The sequence below is a fragment of the Streptosporangium sp. NPDC048047 genome (genome assembly GCF_040653115.1).
Lineage (GTDB): Bacteria > Actinomycetota > Actinomycetes > Streptosporangiales > Streptosporangiaceae > Streptosporangium.
On the sequence record NZ_JBEZNH010000014.1, the window covers coordinates 85,122 to 103,168 of the forward strand.

General features: G+C 74.8%; 14 protein-coding genes. All 14 read left to right on the forward strand.

Features of this window, described 5'->3' with window-relative positions:
- The first annotated feature begins 272 nt into the window (after positions 1–272).
- Entirely contained in the window at positions 273–1,124 is an 852-nt protein-coding gene (locus AB0D67_RS15185) for a dihydroorotate dehydrogenase electron transfer subunit (RefSeq protein ID WP_362934779.1), read from the forward strand.
- Positions 1,114–2,088, forward strand: a complete 975-nt coding sequence (locus AB0D67_RS15190; protein ID WP_362934565.1) for a dihydroorotate dehydrogenase — start codon at positions 1,114–1,116, stop codon at positions 2,086–2,088. The genes AB0D67_RS15185 and AB0D67_RS15190 overlap by 11 nt, the downstream gene beginning before the upstream one ends.
- A complete protein-coding gene (gene pyrF, locus AB0D67_RS15195; RefSeq protein WP_362934568.1) occupies positions 2,085–2,798 on the forward strand; it encodes an orotidine-5'-phosphate decarboxylase in 714 nt (237 codons plus the stop codon). Before AB0D67_RS15190 ends, pyrF begins: the two co-directional genes overlap by 4 nt.
- A 186-nt stretch (positions 2,799–2,984) precedes the next feature.
- Entirely contained in the window at positions 2,985–3,308 is a 324-nt protein-coding gene (gene mihF / locus AB0D67_RS15200; protein ID WP_012889515.1) for an integration host factor, actinobacterial type, read from the forward strand.
- A gap of 197 nt (positions 3,309–3,505) precedes the next feature.
- Complete coding sequence (gene gmk, locus AB0D67_RS15205) at positions 3,506–4,078, forward strand: guanylate kinase (protein WP_362934782.1); 573 nt, start codon at positions 3,506–3,508, stop codon at positions 4,076–4,078.
- 12 nt (positions 4,079–4,090) lie between these two features.
- Entirely contained in the window at positions 4,091–4,357 is a 267-nt protein-coding gene (rpoZ, locus tag AB0D67_RS15210; protein WP_362934571.1) for a DNA-directed RNA polymerase subunit omega, read from the forward strand.
- Positions 4,358–4,365: 8 nt separating this feature from the next.
- The gene (gene coaBC, locus AB0D67_RS15215) at positions 4,366–5,706 is read left to right on the forward strand and encodes a bifunctional phosphopantothenoylcysteine decarboxylase/phosphopantothenate--cysteine ligase CoaBC (protein WP_362934574.1); all 1,341 of its coding nucleotides are present in this window, start codon (positions 4,366–4,368) and stop codon (positions 5,704–5,706) included.
- Positions 5,707–5,949: 243 nt separating this feature from the next.
- Positions 5,950–6,318: a hypothetical protein gene (locus AB0D67_RS15220; RefSeq protein ID WP_362934577.1), complete on the forward strand. Its 369-nt coding sequence runs from the start codon at positions 5,950–5,952 to the stop codon at positions 6,316–6,318.
- Positions 6,319–6,671: 353 nt separating this feature from the next.
- Positions 6,672–7,859, forward strand: a complete 1,188-nt coding sequence (gene metK / locus AB0D67_RS15225) for a methionine adenosyltransferase (RefSeq protein ID WP_362934581.1) — start codon at positions 6,672–6,674, stop codon at positions 7,857–7,859.
- A gap of 136 nt (positions 7,860–7,995) precedes the next feature.
- A complete protein-coding gene (locus AB0D67_RS15230) occupies positions 7,996–10,359 on the forward strand; it encodes a LuxR C-terminal-related transcriptional regulator (protein WP_362934584.1) in 2,364 nt (787 codons plus the stop codon).
- A gap of 115 nt (positions 10,360–10,474) precedes the next feature.
- Entirely contained in the window at positions 10,475–11,995 is a 1,521-nt protein-coding gene (locus tag AB0D67_RS15235) for a LuxR C-terminal-related transcriptional regulator (protein ID WP_362934587.1), read from the forward strand.
- 482 nt (positions 11,996–12,477) lie between these two features.
- Positions 12,478–14,679: a primosomal protein N' gene (locus AB0D67_RS15240; RefSeq protein WP_362934590.1), complete on the forward strand. Its 2,202-nt coding sequence runs from the start codon at positions 12,478–12,480 to the stop codon at positions 14,677–14,679.
- A gap of 49 nt (positions 14,680–14,728) precedes the next feature.
- Positions 14,729–16,486, forward strand: coding sequence for a hypothetical protein (locus AB0D67_RS15245; protein WP_362934593.1), 1,758 nt, complete (start codon positions 14,729–14,731; stop codon positions 16,484–16,486).
- Positions 16,487–16,525: 39 nt separating this feature from the next.
- Positions 16,526–17,905, forward strand: coding sequence for a hypothetical protein (locus AB0D67_RS15250; RefSeq protein WP_362934596.1), 1,380 nt, complete (start codon positions 16,526–16,528; stop codon positions 17,903–17,905).
- Positions 17,906–18,047: the final 142 nt, after the last annotated feature.

The window sequence follows — 18,047 nt, forward strand, 5'->3', positions numbered from 1 at the left end:
CCCGGCGAAGGATGAGCCGTCCGCGGAGTGAGCGAGGAGCCGAACGCGACCGTGTGGACGAGCGGCTGAGGGGACGAGTGAGCGAAGTGGCCGGCGAAGGATGAGCCGTCCGCGGAGTGAGCGAGGAGCCGAACGCGACCGTGTGAACGAGCGGCTGAGGGGATGAGACCCGGGGGGATGTAGGCGGGGGGCGAGGCGAAGGAGACCACGGGCACGGCGGATCTGCGGGGCGGACGCCCCAGGCGGAGGTGAGGAAGACGCCTGTTACTCCGGTGCAGGTGACCGGCACGGTGCTGACGACGCGCCGGGTCGACGCCTACCATGCGCTGACCGTGGTGGCGCCCGGCATCGCCGAGCGCTTCCGGCCCGGTCACTTCGTGGCGGTGGCGGTCGGCGGCGCGCGGACGTCGTCGCTGACCCGCCGTGCCTTCTTCGTCCACGACGTCAAGCCCGACTACGGCGGCACCGTGGAGTTCGTCTTCACCGTGCGCGGGCCGGGCACCGAGTGGCTGTCCGAGCGCCGGGCCCGCGACACGCTCGACCTGGTCGGGCCGCTCGGCCGTCCCTTCCCGCTGCCCCGCGACCCGGTGGGCTGCGTCCTGGCCGGCGGGGAGCACGGCTCGGCCGCGCTGTTCCCGCTGGCCGACGCGCTCCAGCGGCGCGGCTGCCGGGTCGACTTCGTGCTCGGCGCGGCCTCCGCCGACCGGGTGTTCGGCGCGCTGCGCGCCCGCCGGATGGGGGAGACCACCACGCTGACCACCGAGGACGGCTCGGTGGGGATGCGCGGCAGGGTCACCGACGTGCTGCCCGGGGTGATCGCCGACGTGCGGGCCGACGCGGTCTACGCCTGCGGCCCGATGACCATGCTGCGCGGCGTCACCGCCGTGGCGGTCGAGTTCGACATCCCGGTCCAGGTGGCCGTGGAGGAGCGGATGGCGTGCGGGACCGGCGTGTGCATGACGTGCGTGCTGCCGGTCATCGGGGACGACGGCGTCACCCGGATGGTCCGCTCGTGCGTCGAGGGCCCGGTCTTCCGGGGTGAGCGCGTCCGCTTTGACGACGTCGGAACGATCCCGTTCGACGCGCTGGGAGCGCCCGGTGGGGGATCGCGGCATGCCGGTTGACATGCGCACGTACCTGGGGCACGTGGAACTGGTCAACCCGATCACCACGGCCGCCGGGTGCGCCGCGTCGGGCGCCGAGCTGGCCCAGTTCTTCGACCTGGGCCGCATCGGCGCGCTCACCACGCGGTCGATCACGATGGCCCCCAGGGCGGGCCGTCCGACGCCCAGGATGGCCGAGACGCCCTCGGGCATGCTGAACTCCGTCGGGCTCCAGGGGCCGGGCGTGGACGTCTTCCTGGAGCGCGAGCTGCCCTGGCTGGCCCAGCGGAGCGTGCGGACGGTGGTCTCCGTCGGCGGCGGCACCGTGGCCGAGTACACCGCCCTGGCCCGCAGGCTCACCGACGCCCCCGGGGTGACCGCCGTGGAGGTCAACCTGTCGTGCCCCAACATCGAGGACCGCGGCCGGGTCTTCGCCCGCGACGGCGCCGCCTCGGCGGAGGTGATCGCCTCGGTGCGCTCGGTGATGCGCTACGACGTGCCCGTCGTGGCCAAGCTCTCCCCGGACGTGCCGGACATCGTCAGCGTCGCCCGCGCGTGCGTGGACGGCGGCGCCGACGCGCTCTCGATGATCAACAATCCGCTCGGCATGAGCATCGACACCGAGACCATGCGGCCCGCGCTCGCCGCGGTCACCGGGGGGCTGTCCGGCCCCGCCGTGCGGCCGCTGGCCGTACGCTGCGTGTGGCAGGTGCACGCCGCGCTGCCCAGCGTGCCCATCATCGGCATGGGCGGCGTGCTGACCGGCAGGGACGCCTTCGAGCTCATCCTGGCGGGCGCCTGCGTCGTCGCCGTGGGCACGGCCCTGTTCCACGACCCCTACGCCTGCATGCGGATCCTGCGCGAGCTGGAGGAGCTGCTGGCGGCCCGGGGGTTCAACCGGCTCGCCGACGCCGTCGGGCTGGCCCACCGCCCGCCGGGCTCGTCGGCCCGGCACCGTACAGACCTGGAGGAGAGTTCCCTGTGAGGCCCGCACCCATCGCCGTCGCCCTGGACGCGCCCGACCTGGAGACCGCGGCCCGCTGGGCGGCCCTGGTGACGCCCCACGTCAGCACGATCAAGGTCGGCCTGGAGCTCTACCTCCGCTACGGCCCCGAGGTGATCGCCTCGGTGCGCGGCGCGAGCGGCGTCGACATCTTCCTCGACCTGAAGCTGCACGACATCCCCAACACCGTCGCGGGCGCCGCCAGGGCCGTAGGACGGCTCAGACCGGCCATCCTGACCGTCCACGCCGGGGGCGGCCCCGCGATGATCTCAGAGGCCGTACAGGCCCTTCCAGACACGAAGGTGGCGGCCGTGACGGTGCTCACGTCGCTGTCGGAGGCCGACCTGGAGCGGATCGGCCTCGCGGGCCCGTCCGGCGACGCGGTGCGCCGTCTGGCGGCCATGGCCGTCGGCGCGGGCGCCCAGGCGCTCGTCTGCTCGCCGCAGGAGGTCGCCGCGGTGCGCGGTGAGGTGGGGCCGGACATCACCCTGATCACCCCCGGCGTGCGACCCGCGGGCTCCGGGAGCCAGGACCAGGCGCGGGTGGCCACGCCCGAGCGGGCGCTCGCCGACGGGGCGGACCTGCTCGTGATCGGCCGCCCGATCACCGGTTCGGCCGACCCCGGCGCGGCCGCCGCGGGCATCGCCGCGGCCCTCCGGAGGAGCGTCGTGACGGGCGGACGGCAGGTGTGATCTTCGTCGCTGAAAACGCCGTGTAGACCGCACTTTCGTCGACACCGTGTCACAATCTCGTCACGCAGGGCGACAAAGTAGATTTTCTAGGGGGAGAAACCGGTCTTGACGTTGCTTGGAGCGTCATGACCAGCTAGTTTCCCTTCCCGTCCGAGTACATCGACAGGAAATTCGAGGTGACCCGGCGTGGCTCTTCCTCCCCTTACCCCTGAGCAGCGCGCCGCAGCCCTAGAAAAGGCTGCCAAGGCCCGCCGAGAGCGTGCCGAGGTTAAGAACCGTCTCAAGCACGGTGCCATCTCTCTGGCTGAGGTGCTCAAAGACGGGCAGGCCGACGACGTCATCGGCAAGATGAAGGTCTCGGCCCTCCTGGAGTCGCTCCCCGGCGTGGGCAAGGTCCGCGCCAAGCAGCTCATGGAGCGGCTCGGCATCGCAGAGTCCCGCCGCGTGCGGGGCCTGGGTGCCAACCAGCGGGCTTCACTCGAGCGTGAGTTCGGCGGAGCCGAGAGCTAGTCTCGGTTCACGCAGGACCATGTTCGTCCCGCTCAGGCGGGAAATGTCATCACGGGGGGTTTGGAGTGGCCGGAACGACGCGGCAGGGCGGCAGCCCTGCCTCGGGGAAAGCCGCTGAAAGCGGGTCCGGCGGCTCCACATCCTCGGCCGCGGGCCGCGAGCGGGCGCAAGCCCTCTCCGGCCCGGCCGGCAGGCGCCTGACGGTCCTCTCGGGGCCGTCGGGCGTCGGCAAGTCCACGGTCGTCGCCGAGCTCCGGCGGGCACACCCCGAGGTGTGGCTGTCGGTCTCGGTGACCACCAGGAGGCCCCGTCCGGGCGAGACCCACGGCGTGGAGTACTTCTTCGCCGACGACGAGGAGTTCGACCGCCTGGTCGCCTCCGGCGAACTGCTGGAGTGGGCCGAGTTCGCCGGCAACCGGTACGGCACGCCGCGCGGCCCCGTGCTGGAGAAGCTCGCCGCCGGGGTGCCCGCGGTACTGGAGATCGATCTGCAGGGCGCGCGGCAGGTGCGCGCGACCATGCCCGAGGCCCTCCTGGTCTTCCTGGCCCCCCCGACCTGGGAGGAGCTGGAGAAGCGCCTGCGCGGCAGGGGCACCGAGCCCGAGGACGTCATCGAGCGGCGCCTCGCGGCCGGCCGCGTCGAGATGGCGGCCGAGAGCGAGTTCGACCTGACTCTTGTCAACACGTCCGTCCGGGATGTATGCCACCGGCTGATAGCCTTGATGGCTGATGCTCCCGAGGCCTCGCGCCCCGGCCGTTCACCTAGCTAGGGGAAATCACACGTGGCTACCAACACCTCCTCCTACTCCGAAGGCATCACCAACCCGTCGATCGACGCGCTGCTGGAGATCGTCGACAGCAAGTACAGCCTCGTGATCTTCGGTTCGAAGCGGGCGCGGCAGATCAACGCCTACTACTCGCAGCTCGGCGAGGGCCTGCTCGAGTACGTCGGCCCGCTGGTCGAGACCCACGCGCAGGAGAAGCCGCTGTCCATCGCGCTGCGCGAGGTCAGCGAGGGCCTGCTCACCTCCGAGCCGATCGAGGGCTAGTCACACCGATGACGTCTGGCGAGGGCCCGGCGGCGGGCCGCCCGGCCGCGCCGGACGACGGCCCGATCGACGGTCTGATCGGCGACCCGGCCGGTGGCCGGCACGGCCTCCCCGCTGACGCCGCGGCGCGCGCGGAGGGCCGGCCGCACCGTCCCTCCGTCGTCCTCGGCGTCAGCGCGGGCATCGCCGCCTACAAGGCGTGCGAGCTGCTGCGCCTGTTCACCGAGTCCGGCCACGACGTCCGGGTCGTCCCGACCCGCGAGGCCCTGAAGTTCGTCGGCGAGCCGACCTGGGCCGCGCTGTCCGGCAACCCGGTCGCCACCGACGTCTGGGACTCGGTGCACGAGGTCCCGCACGTCCGGATCGGCCAGGGCGCCGACCTGGTGGTGGTGGCGCCCGCCACCGCCGACGTGCTCGCCCGCGCCGCCCACGGGCTGGCCGGCGACCTGCTGACCAACACCCTGCTCACCGCCCGGTGCCCGGTGGTGTTCGCCCCCGCGATGCACACCGAGATGTGGGAGCACCCGGCGACCAGGGCCAACGTCGCCACGCTCCGCGAGCGCGGCGCGATCGTCATCGACCCCGCCGTGGGCCGTCTGACCGGCGCCGACACCGGCCGCGGCCGGCTGCCCGACCCCCGCGAGATCTTCGAGGTCTGCCGCCGGGCGCTGCGCGGGCGCGGCCCCGACCTGGCCGGCCGCCGCCTGGTGGTCTCCGCCGGGGGCACCCGCGAGGCCATCGACCCGGTCCGCTTCATCGGCAACCGCTCCTCGGGCCTCCAGGGGTACGCCCTGGCCCGCACGGCCGTCGCCCGCGGGGCCGAGGTCACCCTGGTGGCCGCCAACGTCTCACTGCCCGACCCGGCGGGGGCGACGGTGGTCCGGGTGGAGTCCGCCCTGGAGCTGCGCGAGGCCGTCCTGGCGGCGCTGGAGGGCGCCGACGCGGTCGTCATGGCCGCCGCCGTGGCCGACTTCCGGCCCGCCGCGCAGCACGACTCGAAGATCAAGAAGACCTCGGCCGGGCCCGAGCCGGTCCACCTGGTCGAGAACCCCGACATCCTCGCCGAGCTGGGGGAGCGCCGCCGCGAGGGGCTCAAGCCGTACCCGCGGGTCATCGTGGGCTTCGCCGCGGAGACCGACGACGTCCTGGCCAACGGCCGCGCCAAACTCGCCCGCAAGGGCTGCGACCTGCTCGTCGTCAACCAGGTGGGTGCGGGCCTGGCCTTCGGCACCCCGGACAACGCGGCCGTGGTGCTGGGCGCGGACGGCGGCCGGACAGAGGTGCCCCGCGGTCCCAAGGAGGACCTCGCCGACGTGGTCTGGGACCTCGTCGCCGAACGCCTGGCCTGACCCGCCGCCCGCCACGGGTCCTCCGCGGACCCCGGCCGTGTCCTCCGGCGGGTACGGCGGGCACCTTCCGGGTTCTCGGCGGGGTCCCGGCCGGTGCCCGCAGGGGGCGTCCGTCCCGGCTGACGCCGGCCGGTGACGGGTGAGGTTCCCGGCGGATCTCCGTAAGCGCTTGCCGGGCTTCCCCCGTAGGCGGATACTTCGTCCGGAAGGTCGTGGAACGCGCCCGGCCGGGAGGAGTCCACCATGCCGGTGTCCGCCGCCGTCCGGGCCCGGTGCCGGGCCCTGCTGCCCCCCGGTGAGGACATCCGCTACGTCCTGCCCGCCCTGTCGGTGGGCTCACCCGGGATGGCCACGTTCCTGATCGTGGTCTCCAGCCGGTCGATCTTCGTCCTGTCCACCCGGTTCTTCGACCGGGACATGCCGACCTCGGTGTACGCCACGCACGCGCGCCGTACCCGCCTGGGGCCCGTCGAGTTCTCGGTGGGCGCGGCCATCGAGCTGGGCGGCATGGTCTTCGAGATCGAGGAGGAGTACGCGGCGGTGGTCTCCGCCGCCGACGCCGAGGTCTTCGCCCCCGAGACCCTCCCCCCGGACCCCCTCCCCGACCTCTGACGAGCCGCTCACGACCCCGCGAGTGAACCCGCCCGCGAGGGGGCGCCGGTGTCTGGACTGAGGAACGCAGCCGCGCAGCGGCGGAGTGACGAGGGAAGGCACCGGCTCAAGAGCCCCCGAGCCGCGACGCGCAGCGTCGCCATCAACACAGCCCCGAGCCGCGACGCGCAGCGTCGCCATCAACACAGCGGCACGATGCGAGATGTCGGCACCAACCCCGACACGAGATGATACGAACGTGATGGTTTCGCGGCGCCGTCACAGGGGGGGCTAGACTTCGGCGGAGCGCTACTGGCGTCGTGCCGACGCCAGAGCCCCAGACGCCAGCAGCCGCTGCATGAGGAGCCACTGACTTGTCCCGTCGCCTGTTCACCTCCGAGTCGGTCACCGAAGGCCACCCGGACAAGATCGCCGACCAGATCAGTGACGCGATTCTCGACGCCATGCTCAAGGGTGACCCCAGGAGCCGCGTCGCGGTCGAGACGCTGATCACCACCGGCCAGGTCCACGTCGCCGGAGAGGTGACGACGGAGACCTACGTCGACATCCCCGGTCTCATCCGGGAGAAGATCCTCGACATCGGCTACGACGCCTCCCACAAGGGCTTCGACGGCGCCTCCTGCGGCGTCTCGGTGTCCATCGGCGCCCAGTCGCCCGACATCGCCCAGGGCGTCGACGACGCCTACGAGGCCCGTGAGGGCGAGGCCGGCGACGAGCTGGACCGCCAGGGCGCCGGAGACCAGGGCCTGATGTTCGGCTACGCCTGCCGGGAGACCCCCGAGCTGATGCCGCTGCCGATCACCCTGGCCCACCGTCTGTCCGAGCGCCTGTCCCAGGTCCGCAAGGACGGCACCGTTCCCTACCTGCGCCCGGACGGCAAGACCCAGGTCACCGTCGAGTACGACGGCGACAGGCCGGTCCGCCTCGACACCGTGGTCGTCTCCACGCAGCACGCGGCCGAGATCGACCTCAAGGAGATGCTGGCGCCGGACATCAAGGAGCACGTGGTCGACCCGGTGCTCGCCGGCCTGGACATCGACACCGAGGGTTACCGCCTGCTGGTCAATCCCACCGGCCGCTTCGAGATCGGCGGCCCCATGGGCGACGCCGGCCTGACCGGCCGCAAGATCATCGTGGACACCTACGGCGGCATGGCCCGTCACGGCGGCGGCGCCTTCTCCGGCAAGGACCCGTCCAAGGTGGACCGCTCGGCCGCCTACGCCATGCGCTGGGTCGCCAAGAACATCGTGGCCGCCGGTCTGGCCGACCGTGCCGAGGTCCAGGTCGCCTACGCCATCGGCAAGGCGCACCCGGTCGGTGTCTTCGTCGAGACCTTCGGCACCGAGAAGGCGCCGATCGAGAAGATCCAGGAGGCCGTGCTCCAGGTCTTCGACCTGCGTCCGGCCGCGATCATCCGTGACCTCGACCTGCTGCGCCCGATCTACTCGGCGACCTCCGCCTACGGCCACTTCGGCCGTCCGGAGTTCTCCTGGGAGGCGACCGACCGGGCCGAGGCCCTGCGTACCGCCGCCGGCCTGTAGACAGCAGACCGCACCCGGATCCGCCGACCGGATCCGCCCGGCAGCCCCCGTGAGCTCGCTCACGGGGGCTGTGCCGTTCGGGCGACCTTGATCGCGAGCCGGTCACCGGCAGGGGGTATTTTCTCCCTGAAGGATCTTGGGGGAGAACGTGGACGGGCGGTCGGGGGCGGGCGAACCGCCCGTGGAGATCACAGGTTTCGTGGGGCGTAAGAAGGAGGTCCGCCAGATCAGGCGCCTCCTCCAGGCGTCGAGGCTGGTCACCGTCACCGGTGTGGCGGGCGTCGGCAAGTCGCGGGTGGCGGTGGAGGCCGCCTCCGGGGTGCGCCGGGCCTTCGCCGACGGCGTTCACGTCGTGGAGCTGGCCGGGGTCGGCGACCCCGGCCACCTGGAGCTGGCGGTGGCCCGGGCGCTCGACCCCACCGGCACGCTCGCCGGTCCCGGGGACCCGGGGCTGGCCGGCCGCCTCGGCGACGGGCGGGCGCTGCTGGTCCTCGACTCCTGCGAGCACCTGGTGGACGCCTGCGCGGAGCTGGCGCAGACCCTGCTGGAGAACAGTCCCGAGTTGAGGATCCTGGCCACCAGCAGACAGCCGCTCGGCGTGCCGGGTGAGCACATCGTGGCGCTGCCGCCGATGGCTCTGCCCGGTCCGCGGGCCGGGACCTCCCCGGCCGCGCTCGCCCGGTACGACGCGGTCGCGCTGTTCCTGGAGCGGGTCACCGCGGCGAACCCCGGCTACGCGCCCTCCGACGCCGACGCCGCCAGGATCGCCGAGATCTGCGTCAGGCTGGAGGGCATCCCGCTGGCCATCGAGCTGGCCGCCGCCCGGGCCCGCGAGATCCCGCTGGGACTGATCCTGCGCTTCCTCGGCGACCGGCTCTGGCTGCTGGCGGGCCGTACGGCGGGCGGGCGGCACCCGACCGTCGGGGCCACCGTCGAGTGGAGCCACGAGCTGTGCACCGCCGACGAGCGGCTGCTGTGGGCGCGGCTGCCGGTCTTCGTCTCCTCCTTCGACGTGGCGGCTGCCGAGGTGGTGTGCTCCGACGGGGAGCTGCCTCCCGAACGGGTGCTCCCGGCGCTGCTGGGGCTGGTGGACAAGTCGATCGTCGTGCCGGTCAGGCAGGACGAGGACACCGTCTACCGGCTGCCGGGCATCATCCGCGAGTACGGCGTCGCGGCCGGGGGCGTCGACCGGGAACGGCTGCGCCGCCGCCACCTGGACCACTACTCCGGTCTGGCGCGGCGGAGCAAGGACGCCGGACGGCACGGCGACCAGCTGCGGATGTGGATCCGGGTCCGGCGGGACTGGCCCAACCTGCGGGCGGCCCTCGACCTGTGCGCCGAGGACGTCGCTCTGCGTGAGATCGGGCTGATGACGGCCGCGTCGCTGTGGTACCTCTGGGTGGCCTGCGGGATGCTCCGGGAGGGCCGCCACCACCTGGAGCGGCTGCTGGCCCTTCCCGGGCCGTGGGACGACGCCCGCGCCTGGGGGACGCTCACCCTCGTCTACATCGCCGAGGCCCGCGGAGACCTGGAGCTCGCCCGGTCGCTGCTGGAGGAGTGCGCCGGGCACTCCCCGCCCGGAGACCCCCTGATCCCCCTGGTCCATCTCAAGATGAGCGGCACGGCCGCCTTCCTGGAGGGCGACACGCGTGGCGCGGAGCGCATGCTGGGTGAGGCCGCCGAGCGGCTCGTCCCCGCCGGGGAGGTGTCCGAGGTGTTCCTGCCCGCGCTGATCGAGCTGGGCACGAGCCTGGCCTGGGGCGGGGAGACGGCACGGGCCGGGGAGGTCTTCCTGGAGTGCCGCCGGATCTGCGCGGAGCTGGGGGAGGAGTGGGCGAGCGCCTACGCCGACTACGGCCTTGGCCTGGTCGCGCTGGCCGAGGGCGACGCCGGCCGGGCCGCGGCGTACGCGCGGGACTCCCTGCGGGTCAAACGGCGGCTGGCGGACGCGGTGGGCATCGTCTTCTGCCTGGAGTTGCTGGGCTGCGCCGCGGCCTGCGAGGGCGACCTGCCCCGGGCGGGGCGGCTGCTCGCCGCGGCGCGGGCCGGCCGGAGCGACAAGGGGCTGCCGGAGGGGGGCTACCCGGTGATGACGGCCGACAGCGCCCGCTGGGCCGAGACGGTGGGCAGGGGGCTTCCGTCCCGGGAGGCCGAACGGGCGGCCCGCGAGGGCGCGGAGATGGGCCTCGCGGAGGCGGTCGCCTACGCGCTGGGCGAGGAGCCGGGACAGGGCGCCGGGGACGCCGGAGACGCCGGGAACACCGCGGGCGCGCCGGGCGGGGCCGTACGGGACGCCGGGGACTGGGCGCCGCTGACCCGCAGGGAGCGGGAGGTCGCCGAGTTGGTCGCCGACGGGCTGACGAACCGGCAGATCGCCCACCGGCTGATGGTGGTCCAGCGGACCGTCGACTCGCACGTCGAGCACATCCTGGCCAAGCTGGACTTCTCGGCGCGCGCCCAGATCGCGGCGTGGGCGACCCGGCGCCGCCGGGGCTCGTGAGCGCCGGCTGCTAGGTTCTGTTCCGCCGGAGAGCCGAAGATCCGCCGGAGAGCCGGAGGAGAACCTGGGGACGAGAGCCGGGGGGACGAGAGCCGGAGGGGGAGAGGAGGCGGTGATGACGGCACGGCCGGGAAGACGGCGGCCGGGGAACCTCCCGGTGGACCTGTCCAGCTTCGTGGGACGGGCCGGGGAGCTGTCCGACGCCGCGCGCCTGCTGACCGGTGCGCGGCTCCTGACCGTCACCGGTCCCGCCGGAGTGGGCAAGACCCGCACCGCGCTGCGCCTGGCCGGCGGTCTGCGCCGCCTGTTCCCCGACGGGGTGTGGCGGGTCGAGCTGTCGGGCACCGGCGACCCCGCGGCGGCCGTCGCCGCGACTCTGGGGCGGCACGCGCCCTTCCCCATACGGGACGAGGCGCGGGAGGCGGTGTCGAGCGGGCCGCGGGAGGCGGGAGGGAGCGGGGTCCGGGACGCCGCGCCGGGCACGGTGTGGGAGGCCGTCACGGTCGCCGCCGCGACCGACGCCATCGCCGTCCCCGAGGACGCGGTTCCCGGAGGCCCGGCCCCCGCGGGCGTGGCTCCGGCGGCGCCGAGGCCGCGTGACAGGCGGATGCTCCTCGTCCTCGACACCTGCGAGCACCTCCTCGGCGAGGCGGCCCGGCTGGCCGGGTCACTGATGGCCGGCGCGTCCGGCGTCACCGTGGTGGCCACCAGTCGCAGGCCGCTCGGCCTGCCGGGGGAGCGGGTGCTGCGGCTGGCGCCGCTGCCGCAGGCGGACGCCGTGCGGCTGTTCGAGGACCGGGCGGTGGCCGCCGACCCCGGTTTCACACTGACCGCCGCCGCCGCGCCGGCGGTCGCCGAGATCTGCGACAGGCTGGACGGGCTGCCGCTGGCCGTCGAACTGGCCGCGGCCCGGATGCGCTCGATGTCGGCCGGGGATCTGCTGGAGGAGCTGCGCCACCGGTTCACCCTGCTGGGAGGCGTGAGCCGGAGCGTGCTGCCGCGCCACCGGGATCTGCGGGCGGCCGTGCAGTGGAGTCACCGGCTGTGCGACGCCGAGCAGCGGAGGATGTGGTCGATGCTCGGAACCCTGCCCGGCTCCTTCGACCTGGCCGCCGCCGAGCGGGCCTGCGCGGCGGCGCTCGGTGCGGACCGGGTGGCGCCGGTCCTGGCCGAGCTGGTCGAGTCGTCGGTGGTGCTGCGCGAGCCGGGGGACCGGTACCGGATGCCGAAGCTCTACCGGCGGTTCGGCCCCGAGCCCCCGGAGCTCACGGAGCGCCCTGAGCATCCCGAGCGCCCTGAGCACCCGGCGGGGCACCGGGCGCGGCCGTCCGCGCCACGGCAGCCACGCGGCGTCTGGCGGCCCGTGTGCGGGGCCCGCCAGCCGGCGTGGACGGGACAGGCGGTCGCCGGGATGCTCAGCGCCCGGGAGCTCCAGGTGGCCGAGCTGATCACCGAGGGGCTGTCGAACCCGCAGATCGCCGTGCGGCTGGGTATCGCCAAGCGCACCGTGGACGCCCATGTCCGCAACATCCTCGCCAAGGGAGGACTGGCCTCCCGCACCCAGGTGGCCGCCTGGGTGGCCGAGAGCGACCGGCAGCCGCCCGCGCGTGCGTCCGGGGACGACACCGTACGGTGATCGGCCCCGTGCCCGGAGACGGCCGGGAGCGCCGGGGAACGCCCGAGGGCGGGCGGGAACGTGGGAGAACGCCCGAGGGCGGCCGGAAGCGCTGGGGAACGCCCGAGGACGGATGGGAACGGACAGAGACAAGCCCGATATAGGCATATCAACCGATGCGGAACGCCCAGTCGGGCCGTCATCATGGACGCGGCCAGTGGGGCACCACGCGTGTGCCGGCTTTCCGCAGCGTTCGGGTGGGACATGGGAGGGGTCCCCTTCCACCTGATTGTCGCCGGGACGCGCCCCGTGTCGGGCGTGACCCACTGGCCCTGGACGCGTCTCCCACCCGGTGGCGCGGCGCGACGCGGCCCGGGCGTCCGCCGCCGGGTGGGGTGATCCACCCATGCCCGGCGGGTGGCCGGCCCACGGCGCCGCCGGCGATGGCGGCGGCCGGATCCTCCCATGCCCGGCGGGGTGGCCGGGTCTGGTAGACCAGGTGGGTGACCGAGACCCGACCCGCACCCGGCGCCCGCCCGTCCTGCGACGAAGGTGCGCTGCTGCCGCTCGACGCCGTGCGCCGGGAGCGGGCCGGGGAGGCGGCGCCGGGCGCGTCGCGGCGGGCCGGGGCGCCCGCCAGGGGGGTGCCGGAGCCGGCCGCGGTGCTGCCGGTCGCCAGGGTCGCCGTGGACACCCCGCTGCCCCACCTCGACCGGCCGTTCGACTATCTCGTCCCGGCCGCCATGGACGCCGAGGCGGTGCCGGGCGTGCGGGTCCGCGTCCGCTTCGCGGGCAAGCTCGTGGACGGGTTCCTGCTGGAGCGGGCCGAGGCCAGCGAGCACCAGGGCCGACTGGCCCGCCTGGAGCGGGTGGTCTCCCCGGAACCCGTGCTCACCCCCGGGATCGCCGCGCTGGCCCGCGCCGTGGCCGACCGCTACGCCGGGACCATGGCCGACGTGCTGCGCCTGGCCGTGCCCCCGCGCCACGCCCGGGCGGAGGCGGAGGAGCGCGCGGAGACGCCCGGCGATCCCGGGAGCGCCGCCGCTCCCGGGGACGGTCCCGGCGATCCCAGCGGTCCCGACCATCCCGGTGATCCCGGCGATCTCAGCGGTCCCGCCTCCCCTCCGGTCTCCGGCGGCCCGGGGCCCTGGGCCGACTACCCCGACGGGGAGGCGTTCCTCTCGGCCCTCGCCGAAGGACGCGCGCCGCGCGCCGTGTGGACCGCGCTGCCCGGCGTCACCGGCGACGGCCCCGAGTGGCCCCGCGCCGTCGCGGTCGCGGTACGGGAGACCCTCCGCGGCGGCAGGGGGGCGCTCGTGGTGGTGCCCGACGGAAAGGACGTGGCGCTGGCCGACGCGGCGCTGACGGCCGTCCTGGGCCCGGGAGCGCACGTCGCCCTCACCGCCGACCTGGGGCCCGCCGAGCGCTACCGCCGGTGGCTGCGGGTCGCCCGGGGGCGGGTGCGCGCCGTCGTCGGCACCAGGGGCGCGGCGTTCGCCCCGGTCGCCGGCCTCGGGCTGGCGGTCATCTGGGACGACGGCGACGACCTGCACGCCGAGCGGCTCGCGCCGTACCCGCACGCCCGCGAGGTGCTCGCGCTGCGCGCCCACCAGAGCCGCGCCGGCCTGCTCGTCGGCGGACACGCCCGGACCGCCGAGACCACCCGGCTGCTGGCCACCGGCTGGGCCGGCGCCCTCGTCGCCGCCCGCCAGACGGTCCGGGCCAGGGCCCCCTGGGTACGGCCGGCCGGCGAGGACGCGGAACTGGCCAGGGACGAGGCGGCGCGGGCCGCCCGGCTGCCCAGCCTCGCCTGGCGGGCCCTGCGGGCCGGACTGGAGCGCGGCCCGGTGCTGGTGCAGGTCCCGAGGCGCGGCTACCTCCCCGCGCTGGCCTGCCAGAACTGCCGGGCGCGGGCCCGTTGCGGGCACTGTTCCGGGCCGCTCGCCCTGCGGTCGGGCCACGCCGTGCCGTACTGCCGCTGGTGCGGGCGGATCGCGGGCGACTGGCGCTGCCGGGCCTGCGGCGCGTCCCGGGTGCGCGCGCAGATCGTCGGGGTCCGCCGGACGGCGGAGGAGCTGGGGCGCGCCTTCCCCTCGATCCAGGTGCGGACCTCCGGCCGGGACGGCGTGCTGACCACGGTCGGTCCCGGCCGGGCGCTGGTGGTCGCCACGCCCGGGGCGGAGCCCGTGGCAGAGGAGGGCTACGCCGCCGCCGTGCTGCTGGACGGCTGGGCCCTGCTCGGCCGGCCCGACCTGCGGGCGGGCGAGGAGACGCTGCGCCGCTGGATGAACGCCGCGGCGCTGTTGCGGCCCCGCGCCGAGCTGGTCGTCATGGCCGACTCCGGGGCGCCGGCCGTGCAGGCGCTGCTGCGCTGGGATCCCATCACCCACGCCGAACGGGAACTGGCCGACAGGACAGAACTGGGTTTCCCCCCCGCGGTGCGGATGGCGACCCTCACCGGCTCGCCGGCGGCGGTGAGGGAGATGCTCGGCGAGGTGACGCTGCCGGACGGGGCGCAGGTTCTGGGACCCGTGCCGGTCGAGACGCACAGGGGCGACCAGGTGCGGGAACGCGCCATGATACGGGTATCACAGGGGTCGGGGACGGCGCTCGCCACCGCGCTGAAAGGGGCCGTCGGAGTGCGCTCGGCACGCAAGAGCCCGGAGCAGGTCCGGGTGTGCATTGACCCTCTCGATGTGATTTGACGTGTTTCCCCGATTCGCGGTGCCGTCGGTAAGCCGTTAATTTTCCCCTGTGTCGATCGAATGGGTGAATCGGGCCGTCGCCGACCTGCGCGAGTGGGGGCGCACGCGGGACGTCGACGTCGACGTCGACGAGGTCCGGCTGCTCTGCGACTACGCGAGCGACTATCTGAACGTGCACGAACTGGGGGATTTCACCCCGGTCACCTTCGAGGAACTGCTGCTCGACATCTACCCGCGGAAGGTCATCGCCCCGCCGGAGAGCGCCGCCGAGACCGTCGCCGCCGCCCGGACGCTCGTCGACTTCCTGCTCGCCACCGAGGAGATCGGCGGCAAGATGGCCGCGCGGATGCGCTCCACCCTCGACCGGATCGAGCCGGAGATGCCGGTGGCGCTCGCCGACACCTCCCTGTTCGGCATGGCCAAGAGCCTGTTCAGCGCCATGGGCGCCGACTCGCTGGAGCAGGATGACGCCCCGGAGCCGTCGGAGGCCGGGGCCGGGGGACACGACGGGGAGCACGGCGACGAGCCGTGCGACTGCCCCGCCTGCTCCCCGCCGCTCCCGCCGGTACGGCTCGCGCCCCGCGAGGAGCTGGCCGCAGACGTCGTGCGGGTGCCCCTGGTGCGCGACGCCCGGCGGCTGGCCCAGTGGATGCTCGCCGGGGGCCGCACGCCGACCGTCAGGGGGCGGCTGCGGGTCCGCGACGCCGCGGAGGCCCGCGCCCAGCTCGGGGTGGCCGACCCGGTCCTGCTGTGGGACCTCGCGGTGCACGCGGGTCTGGTGCGGGTCGAGCGCAACGCCGTCTTCGACGGCGAGGACCCCGCTCCGCTCGACGTCTGGACGGCGGCAGTGGGCTTCCTGCTGACCTCCGGCCCGGGTGGCGCCGTCACCGGCCACCCGGCCCTCGACGAGGAGCTCTACACCCTGCTCGACATGGCCTACCGCCTCCAGGAGCCCGTGCCGCTGCCCACGGTCGCCGAACACCTGGAGGGGATCGGGCTGCTGGACGACGGGCCGGTGGACCTCTCCGCGTTCGTGCGGCGGCTGGCCTACTGCGGGCTGGCCGAGACCGGCGTGGACGGCCCCGCCGACGACGAGGGCGACGGCGGTCCCGGCGGCGGTCCCGGCGGCGGTCCCGGCGACGGCGAGGACGACGACCCGGCCCCGGAGGCCCTGGAGCTGACCCCGCTGGCCGTGTGGGGGATGCGGGAGCTGTACGGCGCCTTCGGCATCGAGGCGCCGGAGGTGGCCGACATGGTCGCCGTCGGTGCCCCCGAGCTCATCGAGGAGCTGCTGTCGGGCATCCCGGAGGAGATGGCCGAGGCCGACATCGAGGGCTGGCTGCGCGGCAGGCCGCCGCTGGAGGCCGCCGTCGAGCTGCTCGACGCGGCCTCCGGCGCGGCGGCGGTCGTCAGGGGCGTCGCGGTGTCGATCGTCGACCGGCTCGGACCCGAGGCCGAGGAGGCGGTCCGCGGCCGCCTGGACGAGGCCGAGCTGCGCCCGCACGCCATCCACTGGCTCTCCGCCCGGGGGCTGCCCGCGCCGGGGCTCACCCCCGACGAGGCGCTGTGGATGAGCGTCGACATGCTCGCCCTGGCCATCTCCGCCGCCGAGGACGACCCCGAGGCGTTCGCCGAGAACATCTCGGCCTCCGGCCCGCCGGCCCACGTGATCGAGGAGATGTGGCGGGTGGACCACCCCGAGGTCGTCGAGGTCCTGGAGCTGCTCGGCCGCTCCATGCGCGACCAGGCCACCGCCAAGGCCGCCCGCAAGGCCGCTTTCAAGGCACGTTCCCGCGCCATCGGCTAGCCGTACACCCGTGGGGCTCGAGTGCAGTAAGTTGCTCGGGTGGCAAAGAGCGGGAACTCCGGCAACGTCTTCGATCTCGGCGAGCTGCGCAGGCTCGTGGAGGAGCTGGGATCGGGGTCGCGCGAGGCGCGCGCCGCGGTCCTCGACGAGGTCGCCACGGACGGCGACTGCGACTGCCCCGGCTGCGGTCCCGACGCGCTGAGCTTCCCGCCGGTCCGGCTCGCCCCCGACGAGGAGCTGGCCGCCGCCGTCCTCGACGTCCCGCTGGTGCGCGACGCCCGGCGGCTGGCCGCGTGGACGGGCACCCGCCAGGTGACGCCCGAGGGACTGCTGCCCGACCCGTTCCTGCCCTGCGCCGAGCTCGGCCTGCCGGGTCCGGCCCGGCTGCACCTGCTGTGGGTCGTCGCGGTCAACACCCGCATGATCCGCATCATGCGGGGCGTGGCGTCGCCCGGCCCCCTGGCGCCGCCGGCCTCGCCGCCCCCCGCCGTGCTGCTGGGGTTCTGGGACGGCGTGGTGATGGACGTCCTGGACCGCGCCGACGAGTCGCTGACCGGCTCCGCCGTGGTCGACGACCACCTGGCCGAGATGCTCGCCACGATGTACGCCGTGAACGAGGGCCTGTCCCGCGCCACGCTCGTCAAGGGCATCCTGCAGTCCCACGAGGTGGCCTGCCAGGCCCGCCCGGCGGAGATGCGGGCCCTGGCCGCCGCGCTGCCCGTCGAGCTGGAGGCGGCGCTGGAGCTGCTGGGCTACTGCGGGATCATCGAGACCTCCCCCGCGGGCCTGCCCCGGCTGACCCCGCTCGGCATGTGGGCCGTCCGCCAGGACCTGCTGCGCGAGGGCCACGACGCGCCCACCGCGGCCGAGGTCGCGGTCTTCGCCGGCATCGACGCCACCGAGCTGGTCGACGCGGTCACCAACCGCTCGGCCGCCCCCAGCGCCGTCACCGTGTGGCTCGCCTCCCGCACCCCCGAGGCCGCGGCCCGGGAGCTGGTCAAGATCGCCGCGTCCGGCACGGCCGCCCAGCGCGCCACCGTCGGCTCCATCCTGGAGGAGCTCGGCCCCGAGGCCGAGGTCCCGCTGCGGGAGGCGCTCGCCGAGCCCGCGATGTGGCGTTACGCCGCCTCCTGGCTGCACATCCGCGACCTGCCCGCGCCCGCCCTCACGCTCGCCGACCGCACCTGGCTCACCGTCGACACCCTCGCCGCGATGACCTGCCCCGGCCGGGCCTCCGACGTGGCGCGCGAGTTCGACCTGCTCGAACCCGGCGAGGACCCGGTCCGGGTGATCGAGGAGATGTCCCGGGCCGGCCACCCCGACACGATCGCCGTACTCGACCTGCTGGCCGCCCGGCACGGCGACCCGGCCGTCGCCAAGGCCGCCCGCAAGGCCGCGATGAAGGCCCGCTCGCGCTGACCCGCCGGACCCGCGAGGGGCGCCGGTGTCTGGACTGAGGAATGCCGCGAGGGGGCGCCGCGAGGGGGCGCCGGTGTCTGGACTGAGGAACGCAGCCGCGCAGCGGCGGAGTGACGAGGGAAGGCACCGGCTCAAGAGCCCC

Coding starts and splice junctions, on each gene's coding strand:
- AB0D67_RS15190 (WP_362934565.1), top strand. CDS start 1,114: ATGCCGGTTGACATGCGCACGTACCTGGGGCACGTGGAACTGGTCAAC.
- coaBC (WP_362934574.1), top strand. CDS start 4,366: ATGACGTCTGGCGAGGGCCCGGCGGCGGGCCGCCCGGCCGCGCCGGAC.
- AB0D67_RS15220 (WP_362934577.1), top strand. CDS start 5,950: ATGCCGGTGTCCGCCGCCGTCCGGGCCCGGTGCCGGGCCCTGCTGCCC.
- AB0D67_RS15235 (WP_362934587.1), top strand. CDS start 10,475: ATGACGGCACGGCCGGGAAGACGGCGGCCGGGGAACCTCCCGGTGGAC.